Genomic DNA, 24,852 nt, shown 5'->3' with positions numbered 1-24,852 from the left:
TTCAACTCTTTTACGGTGGAAGGAAGATGAGTCTTCGATGGCGTATCCGACTGATCGCTCCGTGCTGCTTTCTCCCACGAGCCTGGACGGTCTGCGCAGGCGAACCGGTGACTATTCCGACCGGACCGTCGCCAAGGCGTGTGCCATCGGACTGTCCTACTGGGCGACGGGCCGTAGCCCCGACGGCGTCGACCTCACCTCCGGCACCCTGTTCGCCGATGTCCTTCGGTGGGTCGACAACGGCGGCTCCGCGCCCGCCGACTGGGAGGTGGGTGCCGACGGCCGGAGCATCCGCACTCCCGAAGGCGTCGTACGGGCCGACGCGCAGCTCGCGCTGGACGATCTGGCCGACTTCCCGGACCGGTCCCTAGGCACCATCGGCCCGGTCGGCGCGGCGGCGAGGATCGAGGCCCTGGCCGGGTGGAACGACACCGATGCCGGACGAGTCCGGCCGACGGTCGTGGAGATGTTCCGCGAGCAGGCACGGATCAGGCCGGACGCCGTCGCGATCGTCGACGAGCACCGTTCGCTGACGTACCGTGAGGCGGCCGTGCGTGCGAGCCAGTTGGCCCACCACCTGATCGAACGCGGGCTCACCGCCGAACAGGTCGTCGGCGTCTCGCTGGGCCGCTCAGCCGACCTGGTGATCGGGCTGCTCGGCGTACTGCAGGCCGGGTGTGCGTTCGTGCCGCTGGACCCGCAGTGGCCGGCCGAGCGACGAGCCGTCGTCATCGACGACGCCGGGGTCGTGCTCCAGCTCAACGACTCGGGCGAGCACCCGGAGGGCGAACCACCGGCTGTGGCCGTCGGCCTCGGCGCCTGGCGGTACGGCTCCTGCCCCATCGAGGGGACCGTCGTCGCCGTCCCCGGCGCCGCCCTGGCGTACGTGATCTTCACGTCGGGTTCGACCGGCCGGCCGAAGGGCGCCATGATCCGGCACGAAGCGATCAGCGAGCGCCTGCTGTGGCAGTCCGAGGAGATCCTGGGCTTCGGCCACGACGACGTGTCACTGTTCAAGGCGCCGTTGGCCTTCGACATCTCCATCAACGAGATCTTCCTGCCGCTGGTGCGCGGCGGCAGGCTGGTGGTCCTGCGGCCCGGCGGCGAACGCGACCCCCACCACCTGCTGCGCGTGCTGTCCGATCAGCGCGTCACCTTCACGTACCTCGTGTCGTCCATGCTGGACGTGCTGCTGGAGATGTCGGGTGACTCCGGGCGGCTGGACAGCCTCAGGCACGTGTGGTGCGGCGGCGAGGTGCTGACCCCCGACCTGTACGAGCGTTTCCGCACCCGGCTCGACATCCCCATGTACCACGGCTACGGCCCGGCCGAGACGACGATCGGCGTCTCGCACGTCGTCTACCGCGGCGCGGCGGAACGCCTGTCGACGTCCATCGGCAAGGCCAACCCCAACACCCAGCTGTACGTGCTCGACGACGAGCTGCGCCCGGTTCCGTTCGGGGTCGGCGGCGAGCTGTACGTGGGAGGCTTCCTCCTCGGCCGAGGTTACGTCAACGCGCCCGGCCTGACTGCGTCCCGGTTCGTCGCGAACCCCTTTGCGGCGGACGGGTCCCGGCTGTACCGGACCGGTGACCTCGCACGGTTCGCCCCTGACGGGTCGCTGGACTTCCTCGGCCGGGCCGACAACCAGATCAAGATCCGCGGCATGCGGCTGGAGATCGAGGACGTCGAGGTGGGCCTCGCGGAACACCCCTCCGTACGGCACACCTGCGTCGTCGCGAAGAAGAACACGGCGGGCGGCACCTACCTCGTGGGGTATGTCGTCCCGGCCGCCGGCAGCGAGAACCTGCACGGCGACGAGGTCAAGGCGTGGGCCTGCGAGCACATGGTCGAGTACATGGTGCCCGCCCACGTCGTCGTGCTGCAGGAGTTCCCGCTCACCGCCAACGGCAAGCTCGACCGGGGTGCCCTCCCGGAACCCCGTGTCGGGACGGGCACGCTCGTCCCGCCCGGAACGGAGAACGAGCGCGCGGTGTGCGAGGCGGTCGCGACCGTCCTGCGACTGGACGAGGTCGGTGTCGACCAGGACTTCTTCCGGCTCGGCGGGGACAGCATTCTGGCGATCTCGCTGCTGAGCGCGTTGCGTGGAGCGGGTCTCCACGTCACGGCACGGCAGATCTTCACCCACAGCGTCGTGGGTGCGCTGGCGGCGGTCGTGAGCCGGGAGGAAGTCTCCACCGCGGAACGCAGCGATGTGGCGACCGGTTCCGTCGTCGGATCGCCCATCGTGCAGTGGCTCGGCGAGACGACAGACGCGATCGACGGTTTCGTGCAGTCTGTCGTGCTGCGCACCCCGGCGGACCTGACCGCCGACGCCCTCGACGTGATCCTCACCGCCGTGGCCGGGCGGCACGACATGCTGCGCGCCCGCCTCGTGCGTGGTGACCGCTGGAGCTTCGACATCCCGGACCCGGACCAGGCCGTCGCAAGGTGGCAGGCGAGCGACCTGCCGCTCGCCGACTGCGTCACACTTGCCACCGACGCGCTCGACCCTGAACACGGTGTGATGCTGCGCGCCGTTTGGCGCCGTGAGGCCCGGCAGCTGGTCGTGGTCGTCCATCACGTCGTCGTCGACGGCGTGTCCTGGCGGATCCTGAAGGATGATCTGGCCACCGCATGGCGGCAGTTCACGTCCGGCGTACCGGTCGGCCTGCCGCCCGTAGGCACCTCGTTCCGACGCTGGACCCAGATGCTGGAGGGTGCCCCGTTCGCGTCGGACCGTGCGGCCTTCGAGCGCCCCCTGCCGGGAGCGGACGCACTGGTGGGCAGGCGCGCGCTGTCCGAAGCCGACACCGTCGCCCGGGAACGGACCCGGACGGTCTCGGTGGGCCCCGGGGCCACGGCCGCGCTGCTGGGGGAGATACCCGCGAAGTTCCACGCGGGCGTCAACGACGTGCTGCTGACCGCGCTCGCCGTCGCCCTCGCCCGGTGGCGCCGCGACCTCGGGCAGGACCAGACGTTCGCGCACATCGAACTCGAGGGGCACGGCCGAGAAGGGCGTTACGTGGCGGAGTCCGCCGGCTTCGAGCCGGACCTTTCGCGGACCGTGGGCTGGTTCACCACCCTGTTCCCGGTCGTTGTGGACCCGGGTGCGTCGGCCGGACCCACAGCCCCCGCCTACCTGGCCGCCGCGCTCAAGGCGGTCAAGGACGACCTCGCGCGGGTGCCGGGCAACGGCCTCCCCTACGGGGTGCTGCGCTACCTCACCGACACCGGGCTCGACACGCCCGCCCCGCAGGTGCTGTTCAACTACCTGGGCCGCTTCGACTCGGACCCGTCCGAGGACTGGCAGTTCGCCGGTACGACGGGGCAGTTGGGTGAGAGGCGCGATCCGAGGATGCGCCTGCCACGTGCCCTGGAGTTCAACGCGATCGCCGAACCCGCGGCGAACGGCGAGTACGAGCTGGTCACCACCATTTCCTGGCCCGACGGCGTCTTCACCGACGACGACACCGCGACCATCGGCGAGTACCTGCGGGAAGCCCTGACCGGGCTGGCCGCGCTCGACCAGGGCGGCCACTCTCCCGGCGACTTCGGGGAGGTGCCGCTCACACAGGCCGACGTCGACGCCCTGGACGGACCGGCTCTGCGCGACATCCTGCCCCTGACCCCGTTGCAGGAAGGCCTGTACTTCCACTCGGTCTTCGACGACGAGTCGTCAGGAAGCTACGTCGAGCAGCAACTGCTCACGCTGGAGGGCGAGGTGGACGCCGGCCGGCTGGCAGCGGCGGCGACCCGGCTGCTCACGCTGTACCCGAACCTGGCCGCCAGGTTCGTGGCTCTCGCTGACGGCCGGGTCGTCTCCGTGCTGGAGAGCGGGGTGGAGGCGCCCTTCATCACGCTGGACCGGCCCGGCATCACCGACGCCGAGATCCGGGAGCACGCCGAGCGGGACCGCCGCGCCGGGTTCGGCCTGGCCACGGGTCCGCTGATGCGGTACACGCTCATCCGCGCGGGCTCCGGCAGGAACGTGCTGGTACAGACCGTGCACCACATCATCGCCGACGGCTGGTCGGTACCGCCGATGCTCCGCGCCCTGCTCGCCGAATACCACGCCCCGGGGGCCCTGTATCCCCTCGGCGGCGGCTTCCCCGACTACGTGCGCCGGCTCGCCGGGCTCGACGATGACGAGAGCGACCGCGTCTGGAGCGATCAGCTCGCCGATCTGCCCGGCCCTTCCCTGGTCGCCGACGGGCACGCCCCCTCCGACCGCTTCGCCGACAAGGCCGAGGAGCCGGAGGGAGACATCGACGCGGCGGCCCGGTCGGCGGGCGTACCACTGAGCGTGGCTGTGCACAGCGCATGGGCGGTGACTTTGGGCGGCATCCTTCGGGGCAGGGACGTGGTGTTCGGCTGCACGGTGTCCGGCCGCGACGCGGACGTGCCCGGCATCGAGGACATGGTGGGCCTGTTCATCAACACCATTCCCCTGCGCGCCCGTTGGACCGGTGCCACCACGGCCCGCGACCTCCTCGCCTCGGTGCTCGAACACCAGAGCGCGGTACTGGCCCACCAGCACGTCTCGCTGGCGAGGATCGGGCGCCAGGCCGGCGGAGGAGTTCTGTTCGACACCCTGGTGGTCTTCGACGTAGCGACCGACCCGGGGGCCCTGCGGCAGCCCGGCGACGAGCTGGTCGTCACCGGCATGGTGAACGAGGGCGCTCCCCACTACCCGCTGACCCTCGTCGTGGAGCGCACCTCCGCCGGCCGCCCGCGGTTCAACCTGATCTACGACGGCGAGCTGCTCAAGGAGACGAGCGCCGAGGCGATCCTCCGCTCGTTCACCCGGACCCTTAGCGGACTGCTCAGACACCCGGACGCACGCGTCGACGAACTGGCGCCCGACGGCGCCCGGCTTCCCGAGCGGATCGCCCCCACGACCTTGGGTGGACTGTTCGACGCCGCCGCGAACCGTCGCCCCGAGGCCACCGCCGTCACCTACTGCGCCCTCGACGGGGCGACGACATCCATGACGTACGGCGAACTGGCGGACGCGAAGGACGAGCTGGCCGCCACACTGCGCGCGGCCGGTGTCGGGCCGGGCGAACGCGTCGCCGTCGCCGTGCCGCGCTCCCTGGAGCAGGTCGTCGCCCTGCTGGCCGTCGTCAGCGCGGGCGGCGCCTACGTACCGCTGGATCCCGCCTACCCGGACGAACGCCTGGAGTACATCCTCACCGACGCCGCTCCCCAGGTCGTCCTCGTTGATCCCGGGCAGCAGGACCGGTTCACGCAGGTACCGGCCCGCGTACTCGTGATGGGGGAGGAGCCCACGCGGCAGGACGAACTCCCCCCGGCGGCGATGGAGTCCGAGCCCGGATGGCACGATCCCGCCTACGTGATCTACACGTCCGGCTCGACCGGCAGGCCCAAGGGTGCCGTCGTCCCGCACTCCAGCGTGGTGGCCCTGCTCGCGAACACGCGGCCCGACATGGAGTTCGGCCCACACGACGTGTGGGTCCAGTTCCACTCCTATTCCTTCGACTTCGCGGTCTGGGAGCTGTGGGGCGCGCTGGTGCACGGCGGTGAACTCATCGTGCCGGACTACGGGTTGACCCGCTCCCCGGTGGACTTCCACCGGCTGGTCCGCGAACGCGGAGTGACCGTCCTCAACCAGACCCCCTCGGCCTTCCACCGGTTCATCGAGGCCGACCGGAGCTCCGGCGAACCCGCCACCGCGCTGCGCCGGATCATCTTCGGAGGCGAAGCGCTGGTCCCCGCGCGACTGCGCGGCTGGGCGGAGCGGCACGGCACCCGTTCGCCGGAGCTGGTCAACATGTACGGCATCACCGAGACCACCGTCCACGTCACCCACCGGGTGCTCACCGACGAGGACTTCGACGGTGACGTCAGCCCCATCGGCGGGCCGATACCCGGCCTGGTCACCTATCTGCTCGACGACCGGCTCCGGCCGGTGCCGCCGGGCCGGGTGGGCGCTATCTACGTCGCCGGCGACCAGGTGTCGCTCGGCTACCTCGGCAGGCCGGGGCTCACCGCCGGCCGGTTCGTGGCGAACCCGTTCGCGGACGACGGCACCCGCATGTACCACACGGGCGACCTCGCCCGACGCACTCTCGACGGCGAGCTGGAGTTCACCGGCCGCGCCGACGACCAGGTGCAGCTCAAGGGCTTCCGTATCGAGCTGGGCGAGGTGGAGTCCGCGATCCGGGAGCTCGACGGCGTGGCCGACGTGGCGGTCACGGTCGCGGCCGACGGCGACCACCTGGTCGCCCATCTCGTGGGCAGGGTGCCCGGCGACCTGGCAGCCCTCCTGTCCGCGAAACTGCCCGCCCACATGGTCCCCGGCCGGGTGCTCCCGGCCGACGCCCTGCCCCTGACGGTCAACGGCAAGCTGGACCGGAAGGCCCTGACCGAGCGCGCCGCACAGGACGACACCCAGGTCGCCGCCGTGAGCGGTTCCGCGCTCGACGCACTGGTCGGCATCTTCGCCGAGGCGCTGCCGGGCTCCGCCGACGTGGACGGCGACACCGACTTCTTCATGGCCGGTGGCGACAGCATCGTCGCCATCACGGTGATCAACCGGGCCAGAGCACTCGGACTCGCGATCGCGCCACGGGACGTGTTCCTCCTCAGGACGCCGCGCGCACTCGCCGGTCATCTGGGCACGCGCGCCCCACAGGCCCCGGCAGCCGAACCCGCCCCTCGTGAGGACGGGCCGCTGACGCCCACGCCGATCATCCTGCGCCAGCGGGAACTGGGAGGATCTCTCGCCCGGTTCGCCCAGGCCAGGACGCTGGTGGCAGCCGAGGGCACCGGGTTCGCCGATGCCGCGCGCGCCGCGAACGCGACCGTGGCCGCACACCCGGTGCTGAGGCTGCGGCTGCACGTCGAGCACGGGGTGTGGGCACTGCGTACCGGGCCCGCCCGCGAGGTCACCGTCGTCCGGACGGACACGACCGACGCGACGACCGCTGCGAACGAAACCGCCGGGCGCCTCGATCCGGAGGCAGGGGAGGTCGTCGCCTTCTCGTGGCTGGAGGCGAGCCGGACCCTGGTGGTCGCCGTGCACCACCTCGCCGTCGACTCGGTCTCCTGGCTGATCCTGCTGGACGATCTGGCCGCGGCGATGCGCGGGGCGACGCTGCCGGCGCCGACCACGTCCTACGCCGCGTACGCCGAGGCGCTGAGCTCCGGGTCCGCCCGGGCGACCGGCGACCTCGGGCACTGGATCACCACGCTTCAGGCTCCCCCGCTCCTGCCCGAGGCCGGGAGGCTGCGCGGGGCATCGGTCGTGCTCGCCCCCGAGGTGAGCGTCCGGCTGACCCGTACCGCGCCCGCCGCACTCGGCATCGGGCTGACCGAGCTCCTGTGCGGCGCGCTGCGCGCGGCGCTCACCCAGGTCCAGTCCGCGCCCACCGATCTCGCGATCGAGCTGGAACGGCACGGCCGGGTGCCGGTTCTGGAACACCACGACTACACCCGTACGGTCGGCTGGTTCACCTCCATCGCCCCCGTGCGCCTCATCGCCCACACCGACCCTGTCGCGGCGGCACGTGAGGTCGCCGAGCGCCAGCCCGACGAGCGCGGGCACCTTGCCTACGGGCAGCTCAGATACCTCAACCCGCAGACGGCCCCCCTGCTGAAGGCCCGCCCGCAGGTACTGTTCAACTACCTCGGCCGGGGGAGCGAGTCCGAGGCCCCGCACATCAGCGGCGGCGACCAGAGCAGTCCGTACGCCGTCGAGGTGAACGCCTGGACCGACGGGACCACCGGCAGCCTGCACGCGCACTTCACCCTCGCCGACGGCATCCCCGACGAACTGACCGAGCACTGGCACCGCGCACTGGAACGCCTCGCGGACGCCTCCACGACAGCCGAGCGCACGGCACCGGTCACCCCGCTCCAGCGCGGCCTCTTCTTCCAGGCCCAGATGACGGGTTCGGCCGGACACTACGTCGCACAGAGCTACTTCACCTTCGACCGCCGCCTGGACACCGGTGCGCTGTCCGAGGCGATGGCGTACGTCATCGCGCGGCACCCCGTGGTGGGCGCGGGATTCACCACCGACGACGACGGAAACCCCGTCCAGGTGCTCAAGGCGGGCCGGCGGGTCGATGTCCGCACAGTCCGGTCAAAGACGGACGCGGACGTCGACGCCCTGCGCGCAGCGGACCGCGAGACGGGATTCGACCCGGGCGAGCCGCCGCTGATCCGGCTGACCGTCGTACGGCTGCCCGGCGGACGCGACGGCCTGCTGCTGAGCTACCACCTCCTGCTCTGGGACGGCTGGTCCCGCGAGATCCTGCTGCGGGACCTGTTCGAGGCCTATCGGGCCGTGCTCGCGGGCGAGGAACTGGACGCGGCCCCGGCGACGCCGAGCTTCGAGGACTACGCCCGCACGCTCGACGCCAAGGACGCCGCCGCATCGGAGCGTTTCTGGGCGCACCATCTGGCGGGCCTCACCGGCCCGACGCTGCTGGCCGGACCGCGGCCTTCCTTCCCGGACGACCTGCCCCGCGCGCTCGTACACACCTTGTCCGCCGCACAGTCGGACCTCCTGAGGGACGCGGCCAGGACGCACGGCGTCACGCTGAACTCGGTGCTGACCGGCGCGTTCGGCCTTCTGCTGGGCGCGCACACGGGCCGCAGCGACGCCGTCTTCGGTGTGACCGTCTCCGGCCGGGAGGGGGAGGGACTGTCCGGCATCGTCGGTGTGCTGCTCAACACCGTGCCCATGTGGACGCGGGCACGGCCCGACGACACGGTCGGGGCGTACCTGGCAGCAGTCCAGGCGGCCAGGGTCGAGGCGATGGAGCACGAGCACCTTGGGCTCGGCGAGATCCAGCGGGCCGGCGGGCACGACAGCCTGTTCGACAACCTGTTCGTCCTCCAGAACTTCCTGGACATGGACGCCTTCGCCGAGATGAACGCCAGGCACGGCATCACGGCCGTGCAGACCGACGATTCCACGCACTACCCGTTCACCTGGGTCGTCACCCCCGGCGACCGGCTGACGGTCAAGCTCGAGTATCGCGACGGCGACCCCGGGAAGGCCCGCCGGCTCGTCGACGACTACCTGCGGGTGCTGGACGACCTGGTCCGTCGGACCGGCCCGGTCGGCGCACTGCCCGGCCTCGCGCCGGACCCCGAGCCCGCCGGGCGCAAGGACATCGGCACGGACACGGTCGTGGACCGCTTCGACCGGGCGGCGGACCGCGACCCGCAGCGGGTCGCCCTCGTCGCCCATGGCTCCGCGCTGACCTTCGCCCAACTCCGGGACCGCAGCCGCTCGGTGGCGGGCGTACTCGCCCGGCGTGGCATCGGCCCGGAGAGGACCGTGGGCCTCGCGATCCCGCGCTCCCTCGACTCGATCGTGGCACTGTTCGCCGTGCTGCGGACCGGCGCCGCGTATGTGCCGCTGGAGCTGGACCACCCGGACGAGCGGATCGCCGCGATCGTCGACGCGGCACGTCCGGACGTGATCCTCACGGTGAGTGCGGTCGCGCCACGGCTGACCGGCGACCTGCTCGAACTCGACCGGCCCCTGCCCGAGAGCGAGCCCTACGTGACGTTCGCACCGGACGCCCCGAACCGCCTGCGGCACCCCGCGTACACGATCTACACCTCCGGATCCACCGGGAAGCCGAAGGGTGTGGTGACCGAGTACGCCGGGCTCACCAACATGCTGATCAACCATCAGCGCCGGATTTTCGAGCCGGTGCTGGCGGAACACGGGCACCGGGTCTTCCGGATCGCGCACACCGTGTCGTTCGCGTTCGACATGTCGTGGGAGGAGTTGCTGTGGCTCGCCGACGGCCACGAGGTGCACATCTGCGACGAGGAACTGCGCCGCGACGCACCCCGGCTGGTCGAGTACTGCGCGGAGCACGGCATCGACGTCATCAACGTGACCCCGACCTACGCGCAGCAGCTGGTCGCCGAAGGTCTGCTCGACGACCCCGCACGCCGCCCCGCCCTGGTGCTGCTCGGCGGTGAGGCCGTCACCCCGGGACTGTGGAAACGGCTCGCGGAGACCGAGGGGACGGCCGGCTACAACCTGTACGGGCCCACCGAGTACACCATCAACACCCTCGGGGTCGGCACCTTCGAATGCCAGGACCCGGTGGTGGGCGTGGCGATCGACAACACCGACGTCCACGTGCTCGATCCGTGGTTGAGGCCCCTCCCGGACGGCGTTCCCGGTGAGCTGTACGTCGCGGGCATAGGCATCGCGCGCGGCTATCTCGGACAGTCCGCCCAGACCGCGCACCGCTTCGTCGCATGCCCGTTCGGTGAACCCGGTGAGCGCATGTACCGCACCGGAGATCTCGTGGTCCGCCGGCCGGACGGGAATCTGATGTACCTCGGCCGCACCGACCAGCAGGTCAAGATCCGCGGCCACCGGGTCGAACCGGGCGAGGTCGAGGCCGCGTTCACGGTGCATCCGGCGGTACGGTTCGCCGCCGCGGTCGCCCAGCCCGACCCGCAGGTCGACGGAGCGTACAGGCTGGCCGCTTACCTCGTGCTGAGCGGCAGCGACCTGGCGGCGGTCGCCGCCGAGGTGGGGGCCGGGCTGCCGGACTTCCTGCGCCCGACGCATTACGCCCAGGTCGACAGCATCCCGCTGACCGTGAACGGGAAGGCCGACACCAAGGCGCTGCCGGAGGCCAGACCGCTCGGCGTGCTGACCACGGGGGTCGAGCGTGCCCCGGAGACCGAGACGGAGATCGTGGTCTGCGAGTTCTTTGCCGAGGCGCTCGACCTGGACGACGACGAGGTGAGCGCGGTCAGTGACTTCGTCGCTCTCGGCGGGCATTCCATGCTGGCGGTGCGGCTGATCGGGCTGCTCCGCCGGGAGTACGGTCCTGTGATCACGATCCGTGATCTGCTCACCCTTCGAACCCCGGAAGCGATTGCCCGCCATCTTGATGACAACTCCTGACACGAAGCGGCCCCGGCCGGGGGCCGGCATCCTCCGGACCGCCCTGCGCCGCAACGCCGGCGCGGTGGCCTGGGGCACCGTCCTCATGGGCCTCTACCAGGCCGGCGAGACCGCCTTCCCCATAGCCCTCGGCCTGATCGTCGAACACACGTTGCGGGACCGCAGCCTCGGCTCGCTCGGCCTGTCGATCGCGGCGCTGGCCGCGATCATCACGACCGTATCGCTGTCGTGGCGGTTCGGGATGCGCATCCTGCAGAAGGCCAACACGACCGAGGCACACCGTTGGCGGGTACGGGTCGCCGCCTGCGGACTCCAGCCGGTGGCCAGGGACGTCGACCTGAAGTCCGGCGAGGTGCTGACCATCGCCACCGAGGACGCCGACCAGACCGCCGACATTGTCGAGGTGGTGCCCCTGCTGGTCAGCTCGCTGGTCGCGGTGGTGGTCGCGTCGGTGGCGCTGGGCCTGGCCGATGTCCGGCTCGGCCTGCTGGTGATCGTGGGAACCGTGGCGATCCTTTCGATCCTGAGCGTGATGTCCAGGCGGATCGGTTCCAGCACCCAGGAACAGCAGGCCCGGGTGGCACGGGCGGGCGCCAAGGTCGCCGACCTGATCACCGGTCTGCGCCCGCTGCACGGCTTCGGCGGCAACCACGCGGCGTTTCTGTCCTACCGGAAGGTCAGCACGGAGGCGAAGCACCAGGCGGTCACCGTCGCCAGGGTGAATGGTGTCTACGCGGGCACCGCACTGGCGCTCAACGCGGTCCTCGCCGCCGCGGTGACCCTGACGGCGGGCTGGCTGGCGTACGGGGGACGGATCACCATCGGGGAGCTCGTGATGGCCGTGGGCCTGGCGCAGTTCATCATGGAACCGCTCAAACTGTTCTCGGAGATGCCGAAGTACGTGATGATGGCGCGCGCTTCGGCCGAGCGGATGGCACTGGTCCTCTCCGCGCCACCGCTGACGGCCCCGGGCCAGGAACTCCCGGCCACAGGCGGGGACCTCGAGGTCGACGGTGTCAGGTACGGGCCCCTGCACGATCTCACGTTCCGGGTGCGCGCCGGCGAGTTCGTGGCGATCGCCCCCTACCAGCCACGCGCGGCGGCCGATCTCGCATCGATCCTGGGCGTGAACGTGGCACCCGAGGCGTACGGGGGCGTGGTGCGGGTCAGTGGGTGCGCGATCACCGACCTGTCGGTCGAGGCCCTCCGCGGGCACATGCTGGTGAACCCGTACGACGGGGAGATCTTCGCCGGCAGCCTCCGGACCAACATCGATCCGTCGGGCACCAGCCGGATGGTTCCCGAGGCCGTCGAGGCCTCGCTCCTGACCGACGTCGTCGCACTCCACCCCGAGGGACTCGACCACGGCGTCCGCGACCGCGGCGCGAACCTCTCCGGGGGGCAGCGCCAACGGCTGTCCCTGGCCCGTGCTCTCGCCGCCGACTCCGACGTCCTGGTTCTGCACGACCCGACGACAGCGGTCGACGCGGTCACCGAACAGCTCATCGCGCGTAACATCGCGAAGCTCCGCGCGGGCCGCACCACCGTGGTGATCACCAGCAGCCCCGCCCTGCTGGACGCCGCCGACCGTGTCCTCGTCCTGGACGACGGTGTCATCACGGCCGACGACACACACCGGCATCTCCTCGCCTTCGACGAGGACTACTGCAGGGCCGTGGCCCGGTGACCACTACCGGGCCAGGGCCCAGGCGACATCCCTGAGCAGCGCGTGCCGCCAGCCCGCCCGGTCATGACCCGAGGCCGACCGTGAAACACGCACGGTCGCACCGGCCCGCTCGGTCAGCGTCTCGGCCAGCTCGCAGTGGGGGAGCATCCGCGTCTCGTGTTCCCCCACGTCGAACGCGATCCGTAGCCCGGACAGATCGGGGCGCCCCCGCAGCCGCGCGGCGACGGCGCCGCCGACCGGACCGCCCAAGGGGTCAGCCCGGTGCAAGGTCTCGGGTGCCCACCAGAACGACGGTGACTGGCAGGCGACGCGTGACACAAGGTCCGGGAATTCCAGCGCCGCGTACATCGCGCTCAGTCCGCCGAGGCTCTGTCCGGCGACCACCATCCGGTCCCAGTCGGCGGTCACGCCGGATTCCGCCACCAGTGGCGGCAGTTCGTCCCGGACCGCCTCCCACAGCTCGGGCCTGCACCCGAACTCGGCCTCCCTGTCCTTGGCAGGCAGGAAGACGAGTGTGACCGGGGGCATCGCACCGGCGGCGACGGCCGCGTCGAACGCGGTCATAGCCGGGTGAAGGTACAGCCAGTCGTCCCCGTCGAGCAGCAGGACCACCGGACCGCCGCCGCCCACAGGGTGGACTCGCACGGTGCGCCGTCCGCCGAGCCGCTCACTCGCCCAGCGGATCCGGGTGCGGGGCACGGGCAGGACGTCGTCCGCGCCGACGACGGGCCAGTGCGGCTGGTGCGGGGCATCGGGCGTCGCGACGACGGACCGGTCACCGCCGGCACCCACCGGGTTGAACGGGTCGGCGTGCGCCCCGTCGTCCGCGAGGAACTGATAGGTCACGCGCAGCCGCGGGGGCATGCGCACCTCGGTGTACCAGCAGTCGGTTGTGCCCCACCGGCGGAGGGGCACGGGCTTCGACCAGCTCTCGAAGCCGATGCTCGCCGACGAGCCCCGCCACAGGAACAAGGTCGTCCAACCGCCGCTGTCGGCGGGTACGGACGCGGGAGCCCGCGCCGCCGCCCAGAACGTGTCGGTGCCAGGTATGCCGGGCAGCCCGAACTCCGCGAAGGCGTTCTCCACATCATGCGCTGCGACGCCGTCCGTCGGCCCGGTCATGTGTGCACCTGTTCCGTCACGCAGCGCATGAACGTCTCCTTGCGAGAGGGAAGGCGAAAGGATGAGAACACGTCAATAAGGTAACCCTAACTGGACCGTGGCCTTCTCCTCCACAGCCCGGTGATCCGTGATCCGTCAGGGGCCCGACCGATCCTCTGCTTGCCTCCCATGACCGTTGTCAGCGGCCGCCCTCACTGGGCGCGTGAGCACAATATGGGTCACAGGTGCCGGTATTCACTCTTCATACGCTTGTTCGCCACCTCCAGGCAGGGCGGCGGTGCTCACGGGCCCGCCGGGCAGGAACCCAGGGTCTTGCGGGTGCTGGCGCAGTCGTGAGAACTCGCTGGTCGAGACCGAGGTCCGTACGGGATGCTGCACGGGTGATCGAGCGAGATGCGGCAGTTCAGGCTGTCGAAGAACAGCTGGCGCGCGACCACCAGAAGCGGCGAGCTGCGGACGGGGACGCGATGCGCGTGGCCGTGGTCCATGTCCGGGAGCACGAGTTGGTATGGATCGTCTTCTGGCAGTCCGAGGAGTTCGTACGCACCCGGAACTCGGAGTTCATGCTGGTCGGCAATGGGCCGTACCTGGTCGACCGCGTCGACGGGGGGCTGCACCGGATCGGCGTCGTCTCCGCGGTGACCGGGGAGTGGGAGGCCGACTACCGAGCCCGGATACGTGGGCTGCCGGTGCGCACCGCAGTGGACGATCTGCACGATGCGACACGCGTGGTCGCCGCCACGCGCGGACGCATGGACGCTGTGCGGTCACTTCGCCGGCGGCTGCCGGCACTGTCGCCTGCGGAGGCCATCGAGTACGTGCGCGCGTTGCTGGATGGCGATGCCCCGGAGCGCCTCGTCGCCGTGGCTGCCGAAGAACTCGTAGAGCCCCTCGATCCGGTGCTCGCTGTGAAGACCATGTGCCCCGGCGAGGTTCACGACCCCGGCTGACTGCGGGCCGCCGGCCCGAGCCGGTGCGCCTCCGCTCTCGCCTTGTCGAGCATGAGAAGCAGGTTGTGCGCCGCTTGAGGTTCCTTGCCTCCTCCGGCATCCCTCGCTCGAAGGGCGGTGGCTCCGTGGGCGGCTTCTCACGGGCCCTTCCGGGATGGCGCGGGAGCCCCGGGCCAAGGCCGGTGCGGCAGTATCACATGCGGATGGGTTGCGGCGGACCGGAGTGCGTTCACCGTCGCTGCGCGAGGCGGTGCACATCAACGGTGGGTCCAGACCGATGCGTGCGTCTCTCCCGAGGGGGGTTTCTCTTGTCGCTGTGACGCCGAATGAGTTGGATCACGTGCTCACGGCCTCGAGCAGCAACGGAGCAGAATAGCCGGTGTCCCTTCATGCCTGGGTGGGGTCGACTTCGGACGGATCACACATGGTGCGGATCATCGGGGGAGCCGGGCGCCGCACCAGGAACATGGCCCCTGTGGCACGACCGAGAGGACCTCATGGCCGACCCCAAGAGCTACATCATCGAGTCATTGGACACCGGGCTGCGCCTGATGCGTCTCTTCCTCACCCATGACACCCTGTCGGTCACCGACGCCGCCAGGGAACTGGAAGTGGCCCGCTCCACCGCGCACCGTGTGCTCAGCACCCTCGAGTCGCGCGGCTTCGCCACCCGCGACACCTCGGGCCGGGGTTACTCCGCGGGACCCGAACTGGTCACGCTGGGACGCCCGGCAGGCTACGGCCCCGAGATCAAGGCCCGCCTGCAGGTGGTGCTGGACGCGGCGGCCGACGCCACCGGAGAGACGATCAGTACCGCCGCCCTGATCGGCGACCAGGTGATCATCACGGATGGCCGGGAGTCGTCGCACCCCGTGCGTGCCGTCCTGGAGACCGGCCGCGCCCACCCCGCGCACGCCACCGCGGCAGGCAAGGTGCTGCTCGCCCGGCTGACCACCGAACAGGTCTGCGCCCTCTACCCGGAGGAGCGGCTGTCCGGCGTCACCAGCCGCACCCTGACCTCGCGTACCGCACTGCTCGCCGAGCTGGCCGGCGTTCGTACCCTTGGCCGCGCCGACAGTGGCGGCGAGTCGGTCCGGGGAATGAACGCCGTCGCCGTGCCGCTGGCCGGCCACAACTGGCGCGACCGCCTCGCTCTGATGGCGTCCATGCCTGCGGACCGGGGCAGCGAACCCGAGCTCGCCCGGCACGCCGTGGCGTTGCAGAGGGCCGCGGGGCTTCTGCCACCGCCGTCCTGCTGACCGCGCCCGGGCCGATTCCTCGGCCGCCGGAAGGAGTTGCACGAATGCAATGGCTTGCGCAAAGGTCTGCAAGCCCTTGCGGAAATCCTTGACGCTACACATGAAGGGCGGCAGGCTCCCGGACGTTCCCCCACGGCAGCCCGGCGCGTGGCTGTCCTCGAGGGCGCAGCCGCGCCCTGTCGTCGAAGGAGCCGTACATGCAGCACCGATCCGCCTGGTCGGCGGAACCCTGGCCGGCGTGATGACCGCCGCCGGCCTCACCACGCTCGCCCCTCGCAGTCGCTGGCGACACCCCCCGACGAGAAGACCGTTACGGTCACCATGATTCGAGCGGCCGTACGAGGACGTGGCGTTCGTCGCGGTCAACAACGCGCACGGCGACCCGACCGAGACCTTCACGACCTCCCTCCCGGGCAAGGCACGTACTGCAATGTCGCCGCGGCCTCGTCGGCCCACTGCGACGGCAACACCGTCACGGTCGGCGGCGACGGCACCGTCCAGGCAGCGTTGGCGGCCCGTGCGCAGCGCCGGCGCTGCACACGAGAGCCCAGATGGGCTGACGCGCCGGGGTGCCACCGCAGACAGACGAGGCGCAGGACGGAGCGTGCTCCGTCCTGCGCCTCGTGTACGGACCGGGCCATCCGGCCGAGAGCCATGACACACGGATTTCCTTCCCCTGAACCGAGAGGCACGACCACTCACATGCGCAAGCAGACCGACGTCCTCGTACTGGGCGGCGCGGGCGTGGACACCATCGTCCATGTCCCCGAGCTGCCGCTCCCCTTCACCGACAGCTACATGATCCGGCCGGGCATCGAGACCCGCGCGGGACAGAGCGGCGACTTCGTCGCGCTCGGGCTGCACGCACTCGGCCTGCGCACCCACCACCTCGACATGATCGGCGACGACCACGAGGGAGACCTGGTCCGCACCCTCCACCGTGAGCGCGGCGTCCCGCTCACCGAGGCATCCTCCCCGAGCGGAACCAAGCGCGCGGTCAACCTCGTCGGACCGGACGGGCGGCGGCTGTCCCTGTACGACATGACCCGCTCGCAGGACGCGGACCGTTTCGACGAGTCGACGGTCCGCGCACTCGCCGGCGACGCGCACCATGCCCACGTCGTCATCACACATCCGTGTGCCCTCACACTGCCACTGCTCCGCGAGGCCGGTGTGACCGTCTCCACCGATCTGCACGACTGGGACGGCGCCGACGCCTATCACGAAGCGTTCGCGCTGCACGCGGATGTGGTGTTCCTGTCGACCACCGCGCTGACCGACCCCGAGCGCACCATGCGCGACATCGCCGAACGAGGAAGGGCCCAGGTCGTCGTCGCGACCGCGGGTGCCGACGGGGCGTACCTGCTGTACGACGGCGAGCTGACGCATACGCCCGCCGTCGCCCCGCCCGCTCCGGTGGTGGATTCCAACGGCGCCGGCGACGCCTTCGCGGCCGGTTTCCTCCTCGGTCGTCTGAACGGCGAACACCCGCGGCGCTGCGCCCTGTACGGAACGGTGGCCGGTGCCTACGCCTGCACCGTGCCTTCGACGCGCACCGACGCCATCGGCCGGGCGGAGCTTCTCGCCCGGGTTGCCGAAGTGGAGAAGGGGCGAAGCCGCGATCACGACACGATCTGATGCGAAGGAATGGCGAAACGCGCGAAGCTAGCCGGAGCGTCCTGGGCCTCGAAGGGCAGAGTTTCCAGCGATTCCTTCCGGGCAGCGGCGCATGACCGGCGTCTCGCAGAAGGTGCGGGTCGGTCACGCTGCAGGCCTTGTGCCGTGACGGTCCCGTCAGCCGGCGTGCGGAGTCCAGCGTGCCGCCGCGTGCACTCGGCCTCACCGAACTCGGACTGTCCCCCTGGAGGCCCCGCCGGCCGCCGTCCGGCAGTGGGCCGAGGGTCACATGGCCGAGACCGATCGCGCACAGCGGCTCGGCGACGGGCGTACCACCGCTCCCTGACGCCTTGTCAGCCAAATTGTCCGGAGCCCCCGGTGGACCGGCCGCAGGAGCGCTGATGGAGGATGGATGGGTCCTCTTCCGGATACCTGACACCTGGAGTACGTGTGGCCCACCGCGCCCTTTCCCTGTTCTCACGCCGCAGGAGTGCGGTGGCCGGAGTGGCGACAGGCCTGGCCGCCGCCCTCGGGGCGGGCGTACTGGTGGGCTGTACCGCCGCGAGCGGGACGTCCGCCGATGCCGGGCCCGAGCAGCGGACGAAGGCCGCCGACGTGCTCCTGCCGGCGGCCGGCATGGGCTTCGACTATCAGATCGGCGGTGCTTACACGCCGCCCGACGGGGTGCGGGCGGTGTCCCGCGACCGCGAGGACGAACCGGCCCCCGGCCTGTACAACGTCTGCTACGTCAATGCCTTCCAGACACAGCCCGGCGCACTGAAGTGGTGGCAGGACACCCACCCCGGCCTCCTGCTGCAGGACGGCGACGGGGAGCTGATCATCGACGAGGGCTGGGACGAAGTCCTCCTCGACACCTCGACGGACGCCAGGCGCACCCAGCTCGTGGACATCGTCGGGGACTGGATCGACGGCTGCGCGGAGAACGGCTTCCAGGCGGTGGAGCCGGACAACCTCGACTCCTTCGAACGCTCGAAGGGCAAGCTGACGAAGGAACACAACGCCGCCTTCGCCGAAGCGCTGGCGGTGCGGGCGCACAGCGACGGCCTCGCGATCGGGCAGAAGAACACCACCGACCTCCTCGACCGGCACGACGCGATCGGCTTCGACTTCGCAGTGACGGAGGAATGCGCCCAGTTCGACGAATGCGACGCTTACGCCGACGCATACGACGGCCGTGTCTTCGCGATCGAGTACGAGGGCGAGGGCGATGTGGGCTTCGACGAGAGCTGCTCGACATGGGGCGGCCGGATCTCCCTCGTCCTGCGAGACCTCGATGTACTTCCCCAGGGCGAGCAGGGATACGTGTTCCGGACCTGCTGAGCATCCGGAGGAAAGAGGTCCGGGATGCTGCTGCGCGCCTTCGCCGACGCATAGGCATGACTGATCCTGACGTGACGGGCCCGGACGGAATCCGGACCGCGCTCGGGATCGCCCCACCGGACCCGGACGCCGGAGAAGCCCGGGTGGAAGCGGCAGACCGCCCCTGTCAGCAGCGTCCCGTCGTGGCCGTCGGGCCGGTACAGGGGATTGAGGATCACCCTCCGTACAGCCGGCACAGCAGGTGTGCCGTCGTAGGTGATGGCCTGTCAGTCGATCTCGGCGGCCGCCCGGGCATTCGTCGGCAAGGCGGCGTCGCCCTGGCCGGCCGCGCGGTGCCAGGCCGATTCGCGCAGTAGCCGGAGGCCGTTGAGGCCCACGATGACCGTGGAGCCTTCATGCCCCAGGACGCCCAGGGGGAGCGGCAGATGGCCGACGAGGTCCCAGACGACCAGGACGGAGATGAACACGCCGGCGACGACCAGGTTCTGCACGACCAGTCGACGGGTTGCCCGGGAAAGGGCCACCACCGTGGGAACGGTGGCCAGTTCGTCGCGGATGATGACGGCGTCGGCGGTCTCGAGCGCGAGGTCGGAGCCTGCGTGTCCCATCGCGATCCCGATGTGCGCGGCGGCCAGCGCGGGCGCGTCGTTCACGCCGTCGCCCACGACCAGCACCTTGCGCCCGGCACGCTCCTGTTCGTGAACTGCGGCTGCCTTGTCCTGGGGGAGGAGCCCCGCCCGGACGTCGGTGATGCCCGCCTCGGCGGCCAGCCGGGCGGCGGCGCGCGGGTTGTCGCCGGTCAGCAGCATCGGGGAGCCGCCGGTCAGGCGGGCCAGGGAGGCGACGGTTGCCGCGGCGTCGCGCCGGATGCGGTCGGCGATCCCCAGGACCCCGACCGGCCGGCCGTCGCGCAGGACGAGCACCGCGGTGCACCCGGTCTCCTCCAGCTCGGCGGCCACGGCGGCGGCCTGGCCCGCCGCCGGTGTGGCCGTATCGCGAAGCAGTCGCGCGGGTGAGCCGGCCGAGATCCGGTGGCCGCCTACGGTGGCCGTGACGCCGGTGCCGGGCGCCGAGGTGAACTCCGAGGCCGGGGACAGTGTCAGCCCTCGCTCCTGGGCGGCGTTCACGACGGCGCGGGCCAGCGGGTGCTCGCTGGGGTGCTCGGCGGCGGCGGCCAGGGCCAGCAGCGTGTCCTCGGACAGCCCCGCTCCGGCCAGTGGGTGGATGCCGGTGACGCGGGGGGTGCCCTCGGTGAGGGTGCCGGTCTTGTCCAGCGCCACCGTGTCGGTCTGGCCGAGGCGCTCCATGACGACGGCGGACTTGACGAGGACGCCGTGGCGTCCCGCGTTGGCCATGGCGGAGAGCAGGGGCGGCATGGTCGCCAGGACCACGGCGCAGGGGGAGGCCACGATCATGAACGTCATGGCGCGCAGCAGGCTGCCGGTCACGTCGTCGCCGAAGGCGAGTGGTACGAGGAAGACAGCCAGGGTGGCGGCAACCATTCCGAGCGAGTAGCGCTGCTCGACCTTCTCGATGAACAGCTGGGTGGGGGCCTTGGTCCGGGAGGCTTCCTCGGTCATCGCCACGATCCGGGCGATCACCGATTCGGAGGCGTCCCGCTCGACGGAGACCTTCAGCGTGCCCGTGCCGTTCAGCGTCCCGGCGAACACCTCGTCCCCGGGCTCCTTCGCCGAGGGCAGCGGTTCGCCGGTGATGGTGGCCTGATCGACCTCGCTCGCCCCGTCGAGTACCAGACCGTCGGCGCCGACACGCTCACCGGGGCGGATCCGAATGACATCGCCGACCACGAGGTCCCCGGTGGCGACGCTTTCCTCGCCACCGCCGGCCGTGATGCGGGAGGCGGTGGCCGGGGCCAGGTCGAGGAGTCCGCGGACCGCGTCCTGGGTGCGCGCGGTGGCCAGTGCCTCCAGCGCACCGGACGTCGCGAAGATGACGATCAGCAGCGCCCCGTCCATCACCTGCCCGATCGAGGCCGCGCCGAGCGCCGCCACGATCATCAGCAGGTCCACGTCCAGAACTCTCTCCCGGAGCTCCCGCAGTCCCGACAACGCCGGCTCCCAGCCTCCGGCGGCGTACACGAGGGCGTACAGCGGGCCCCATGTCCAGCCCGGGGCTCCGTTGAGCTCCAGAGGGAGCGCGAGCAGGAACAGCACCAGGGCCGCGCCCGCCCAGCGGGCCTCGGTCAGCGCGAGGACGCGCGTGCGACGCCGGGGGATGCCCCCCGCACCGGCAGCAGCGGTGCGCGAGGGGCGCGGGAGCACATCAGCGGGCATGGCGGAACGACCCCTCACGGGCAGCGGGAACGACGACTCCCTCACCGTACAGGAATATATGAACAGGTCTTCATGTGTCACCGGTAGAATGGGCGCCATGGGCCACGGACGCGACGAGCAGAGCACCGCCACCACCCGCGAGCGGCTGGACGCCGTGGGGGCAGCGGGTGTCGCCTCGACCCTCCAGGCGCTGGCCACGCCCTCCCGGCTGCGGATACTGGCGCGCCTCCAGGAAGGCCCCTGCGCGGTCGGTGATCTGGCCGAAGCGGTGGAGATGGAGCCATCCGCCTGCTCCCACCAGCTACGTCTGCTGCGGAACCTCGGGCTGGTCGCGGGCGAACGCCAAGGGCGCTCCATCGTGTACGCCCTGTACGACCATCATGTCGCCGAACTCCTCGACCAGGCCCTGTATCACGTCGAGCACCTGCGCCTCGGGCTCCGCGACACTCCCGCCGAGATCGCCGCGACGGCCTCGCGGCACTGACCGTACGGCCGCGGGGAATCCCGGCGCGCCTGCGGCGTTGAACCAGGCGTGAGCTCTTCCATCGCATCGACCCGGTTCTCCTTCCTCGACCGTTCCCGCACCCGTGAGGGGCACGACCATCCGCAGGCGCTGCGGGACACCGTCGCGCTGGCAGGCGCGGTCGAGGCACTCGGCTACCACCGCTTCTGGGTGTCCGAGCACCACAGCGTGCCCGGCGTGGCCGGCTCGGCGCCGACGGTGCTGGCCGCTGCCGTCGCGGCCGCGACCTCCACGATCAGGGTGGGTACCGGCGGGGTGATGCTGCCGAACCATCAGCCCTTCGTCGTGGCCGAGCAGTTCGGGGTGCTCGCCTCGCTCTTCCCCGGTCGGATCGACATGGGGCTGGGACGTTCCGTCGGCTTCACCGACGGGATCCGCAGAGCCCTCGGCCGGGACAAGGAGGACGTCGATGCCTTCGCGGGGCAGCTCGCCGAGCTCCTCGGTTGGCTGGACGGCACCCAGCAGGCTCATCCCCAGGTCCACGCCCGCCCCGCGGAGGGCCTGCGTATCCCCCCGTACGTCCTGGCGACCGGCCGAGGCGCCGCCATCGCCGCGGACGCCGGCCTGCCGCTCGTCGTCGGCGATCTCCGCGACCGCGAGAAGCTGATAGGAGCGGTCGAGGGTTACCGCAGCGGATTCCGCCCCTCCGCGTGGGCCCGGGAGCCCTATGTGATCCTGGCCGGCACCGTCGCGGTCGCCGGCACCGCGCGGGAAGCGCGTCGACTGCTGGTCCCGGAAGCGTGGTCCATGGCGTACTCGCGAACCTACGGCTCCTTCCCGCCGCTGGCACCGGCCGAGCGGATCGAATCGCTGTCCATGACGGAGAAGGAACGGGGCCTGTTCGAGAACGGGCTGCGGGGACACCTGGCGGGAACCGAGGACACGGTGTCGGACGGGCTCGAGTCGGTGATCAAGGAGACCGGCGCGGACGAGGTCCTGGTCACCACGAGCACGTACGACCGTGCGGCGCTGGTGGACTCCATGCGGCGGCTCGCGCGGATCGTGGGCCTGGGCTGAGCGTCAGCCGCTGCCGGGGTGGCCGAACAGGAGGTCGTACCCCGGCGGCAGTTGCAGCAGGAGGCGCTGGAGCAGCTCCTCGCTCGAGGCGTCGGCCACCACGCTGAGCACGGCACTGGTGTCCCAGGCCGCCGTCTGCTCGTTCGCGCCCTCGATCCAGGCGGACACCGCGCGCACGAACCGTTCGGAGCTGAGCGGTTCGGCGGCCTGCAGTGGGTTCAGGAGGATGAGCGCGAACGTCTCCGGCAGCCGGGCGGCCAGTTCGTTCCGCTCCTCGCCGACCAGATGCGCTCCGAGCAACGCCAGTACCACGCGTGACGCGCGTTCCGCTTCGAGGGCCGAAGCGTAGGCGCCGCGTTCCTGGACGGCTGTCAGGAAGGCCTGCCATCTCATATACGTCACCGGACCCCTTTCGCGCAGCGCGCTCGGAGGACGGGCGGGGGAGGGGAAGCCCGCCCTCCGCGCATCCACCGCATGTCACCTCAGTTCCGGTACTAACACGCCATGCCTATGACGGCAAGCGCGGCCCCGTCCCGCAGCCCCCGGACGCCCCTCACCCGGCCTACTCCATGGGATAGATGTCCCCGCTCGCCATTCCGCTGACCTGCGCGCTCTGCGATTCGAGCCGGTGGGCTTCGTCCTGGAGGCGCCGGCGCTCCGCAGGGTCGGTGGCCTGCTCGGCGGCCTTCTCGAGCTCCTCGGCCCGGCCACGCATCTGCCGCAGACGGCTTTGGACGTCTTCTGACTCGCTCATGATCACTCCCTGCAACTGGGCGGAGCGGACCCCTCCACCGAACCAGGCTCCCGGGGGTGCGCGCATCTCAGCAGGGGTGCCGGAAGCGCGGAGTGACCGTGCGGGTGGGGTGCTACTCGAAGCGGGTCAGGTCGCCGGCTCCCCGGCGTACGACTTCCAGCTCGCCACCGGAGAAATCGATGACGGTGGTCGGCTCGGTTCCGCAGTCCCCGGAGTCGAGCACCACGTCCACGACGTGGTCGAGGCGCTCCTTGATCTCCCAGCCCTGCGTCAGCGGCTCCTCCTCGTCAGGCAGGAGCAGGGTGCTGGACAGCAGCGGCTCACCGAGCTCGGCCAGAAGCGCCTGCGTGACGGTGTGAGCAGGGATCCGGACGCCGACGGTCTTCTTCTTGGGGTGCAGCAACTGCCGCGGTACCTCCTTGGTGGCGGGAAGAATGAAGGTGTAACTCCCGGGCGTCGCTGCCTTGATCGTGCGGAAGACGTCGTTGTCGACCTGGACGAACTGGCCGAGCTGCGCGAAGTTCTGGCACACGAGGGTGAAGTGGTGGCGGTCGTCGAGGTTCCGGATCGACCGGATGCGGTCGATCCCGTCGCGGCTGCCCAACTGGCATCCGAGGGCGTAACAGGAATCGGTCGGATACGCGACGAGGGCGCCGGACCGGATGCTCTCGGCCACATTGGTGATGGTGCGGCGCTGGGGGTTCTCGGGGTGCACGTCGAAGTACTTGGCCATTCGGCGAGTCTACGGCCTCGGGACATCCACGTTCCGCTTACGACGAGCACGCCGGCGCACACCGGGCTGCACGCGTCGGTGCTCGGCCGGCAGCTCCTGCGAGCCGTCGTCGGTCTGGCGTCACGGGCCTGGGAGATGAGGGCATTTGACGTGCGGCCACCTTCGTCGCCTGCGGGATCGTGGTCGCCGCGGCACATCGGGACGACGGCGAGGCGAGGACGGGCGCTGCGGAGAAGCGGAGCGTCCTGTGGCTGGTTGACGGACCGAGCTCGCGGAGCGAGTGCTCTCCGTAGGCCGCTTCGACGAGCGCCCGGTACGCGGGCAGGCCCTGTCGGCTCGCCCTCGTGTGCAGGTGCTGTCACTCGGATTCGGCCGGCCGCAGGGGATCATGGTCCGGCGCGGAAGCGGCCGGTCGGGTGTGCGAACGGTGAGCTCTGATCAGTTCTCCCGAGGCGGCACCGGCTCGCGACCCCGGCGTGGAGCAGCGAGTCGGAGTCCGGGCCCTCCTCCGGGACGGGAAGGCCGTCCTTGCCCGAAGGGCACGGAGTGCGGCGGTGGGGCCGCCCTGGCCCGCGATGTCGGGACGGAGCGCGGCTGGATCGGCTCAGGACACCGTGGCCGTGATGCCACGTCC

The 24,852-nt window shown here is 71.0% G+C and carries 14 protein-coding genes; 8 read left to right on the top strand and 6 right to left on the bottom strand.

What is annotated here, in order from left to right; genetic code table 11:
* Nucleotides 1–37: 37 nt before the first annotated feature.
* Both ACWD04_RS20320 and ACWD04_RS20315 read left to right on the top strand, forming a co-directional pair.
* The gene (locus ACWD04_RS20320) at nucleotides 38–10,921 is read left to right on the top strand and encodes an amino acid adenylation domain-containing protein (RefSeq protein WP_451133770.1); all 10,884 of its coding nucleotides are present in this window, start codon (nucleotides 38–40) and stop codon (nucleotides 10,919–10,921) included.
* Nucleotides 10,908–12,608 (top strand): ABC transporter ATP-binding protein, encoded by a 1,701-nt coding sequence (locus ACWD04_RS20315; RefSeq protein WP_451133768.1) that lies wholly within the window; start codon nucleotides 10,908–10,910, stop codon nucleotides 12,606–12,608. The genes ACWD04_RS20320 and ACWD04_RS20315 overlap by 14 nt, the downstream gene beginning before the upstream one ends.
* A gap of 3 nt (nucleotides 12,609–12,611) precedes the next feature.
* On the opposite strand, the gene ACWD04_RS20310 is transcribed toward ACWD04_RS20315, so the two are convergent.
* Complete coding sequence (locus ACWD04_RS20310) at nucleotides 12,612–13,730, bottom strand: alpha/beta hydrolase-fold protein (protein WP_451133766.1); 1,119 nt, start codon at nucleotides 13,728–13,730, stop codon at nucleotides 12,612–12,614.
* A 380-nt stretch (nucleotides 13,731–14,110) separates the two neighbouring features.
* Between ACWD04_RS20310 and ACWD04_RS20305 the strand changes: the two genes are divergently transcribed.
* The 4 genes from ACWD04_RS20305 to ACWD04_RS20290 all read left to right on the top strand — a co-directional run bounded on the left by ACWD04_RS20305 (nucleotide 14,111) and on the right by ACWD04_RS20290 (nucleotide 18,897).
* The gene (locus ACWD04_RS20305) at nucleotides 14,111–14,680 is read left to right on the top strand and encodes a YrhB domain-containing protein (protein ID WP_451133765.1); all 570 of its coding nucleotides are present in this window, start codon (nucleotides 14,111–14,113) and stop codon (nucleotides 14,678–14,680) included.
* A gap of 497 nt (nucleotides 14,681–15,177) precedes the next feature.
* Nucleotides 15,178–15,939 carry an IclR family transcriptional regulator gene (locus tag ACWD04_RS20300; RefSeq protein ID WP_451133763.1) on the top strand — a complete coding sequence of 254 codons (762 nt, stop codon included), beginning with the start codon at nucleotides 15,178–15,180 and terminating at the stop codon, nucleotides 15,937–15,939.
* A 702-nt stretch (nucleotides 15,940–16,641) separates the two neighbouring features.
* A complete protein-coding gene (locus ACWD04_RS20295) occupies nucleotides 16,642–17,577 on the top strand; it encodes an adenosine kinase (RefSeq protein ID WP_451133761.1) in 936 nt (311 codons plus the stop codon).
* 429 nt (nucleotides 17,578–18,006) lie between these two features.
* Entirely contained in the window at nucleotides 18,007–18,897 is an 891-nt protein-coding gene (locus tag ACWD04_RS20290) for an endo alpha-1,4 polygalactosaminidase (RefSeq protein ID WP_451133759.1), read from the top strand.
* A 266-nt stretch (nucleotides 18,898–19,163) separates the two neighbouring features.
* On the opposite strand, the gene ACWD04_RS20285 is transcribed toward ACWD04_RS20290, so the two are convergent.
* Complete coding sequence (locus tag ACWD04_RS20285; protein WP_451133757.1) at nucleotides 19,164–21,191, bottom strand: heavy metal translocating P-type ATPase; 2,028 nt, start codon at nucleotides 21,189–21,191, stop codon at nucleotides 19,164–19,166.
* A 97-nt stretch (nucleotides 21,192–21,288) separates the two neighbouring features.
* Between ACWD04_RS20285 and ACWD04_RS20280 the strand changes: the two genes are divergently transcribed.
* On the top strand, nucleotides 21,289–21,675 hold the full coding sequence (locus ACWD04_RS20280; protein WP_451133756.1) for an ArsR/SmtB family transcription factor: 387 nt from the start codon (nucleotides 21,289–21,291) through the stop codon (nucleotides 21,673–21,675).
* A 48-nt stretch (nucleotides 21,676–21,723) separates the two neighbouring features.
* Nucleotides 21,724–22,731, top strand: a complete 1,008-nt coding sequence (locus ACWD04_RS20275; protein WP_451133754.1) for an MsnO8 family LLM class oxidoreductase — start codon at nucleotides 21,724–21,726, stop codon at nucleotides 22,729–22,731.
* 3 nt (nucleotides 22,732–22,734) lie between these two features.
* Here the strand turns inward: ACWD04_RS20275 and ACWD04_RS20270 are convergent, their stop codons facing one another.
* The 4 genes from ACWD04_RS20270 to ACWD04_RS20255 form a co-directional block, all read right to left on the bottom strand.
* On the bottom strand, nucleotides 22,735–23,124 hold the full coding sequence (locus ACWD04_RS20270) for a DUF2267 domain-containing protein (protein ID WP_451133752.1): 390 nt from the start codon (nucleotides 23,122–23,124) through the stop codon (nucleotides 22,735–22,737).
* Nucleotides 23,125–23,293: 169 nt separating this feature from the next.
* Nucleotides 23,294–23,485, bottom strand: a complete 192-nt coding sequence (locus ACWD04_RS20265) for a DUF6381 family protein (protein ID WP_451133750.1) — start codon at nucleotides 23,483–23,485, stop codon at nucleotides 23,294–23,296.
* A 112-nt stretch (nucleotides 23,486–23,597) separates the two neighbouring features.
* The gene (locus tag ACWD04_RS20260; RefSeq protein ID WP_451133748.1) at nucleotides 23,598–24,218 is read right to left on the bottom strand and encodes an L-threonylcarbamoyladenylate synthase; all 621 of its coding nucleotides are present in this window, start codon (nucleotides 24,216–24,218) and stop codon (nucleotides 23,598–23,600) included.
* Between the two features lie 37 nt (nucleotides 24,219–24,255).
* Nucleotides 24,256–24,570 (bottom strand): DUF6193 family natural product biosynthesis protein, encoded by a 315-nt coding sequence (locus ACWD04_RS20255; RefSeq protein ID WP_451133900.1) that lies wholly within the window; start codon nucleotides 24,568–24,570, stop codon nucleotides 24,256–24,258.
* Nucleotides 24,571–24,852 lie beyond the last annotated feature (282 nt).

The organism is Streptomyces sp. NPDC002911, from assembly GCF_053591835.1.
This window is presented reverse-complemented; position numbering and strand designations above follow the sequence as displayed.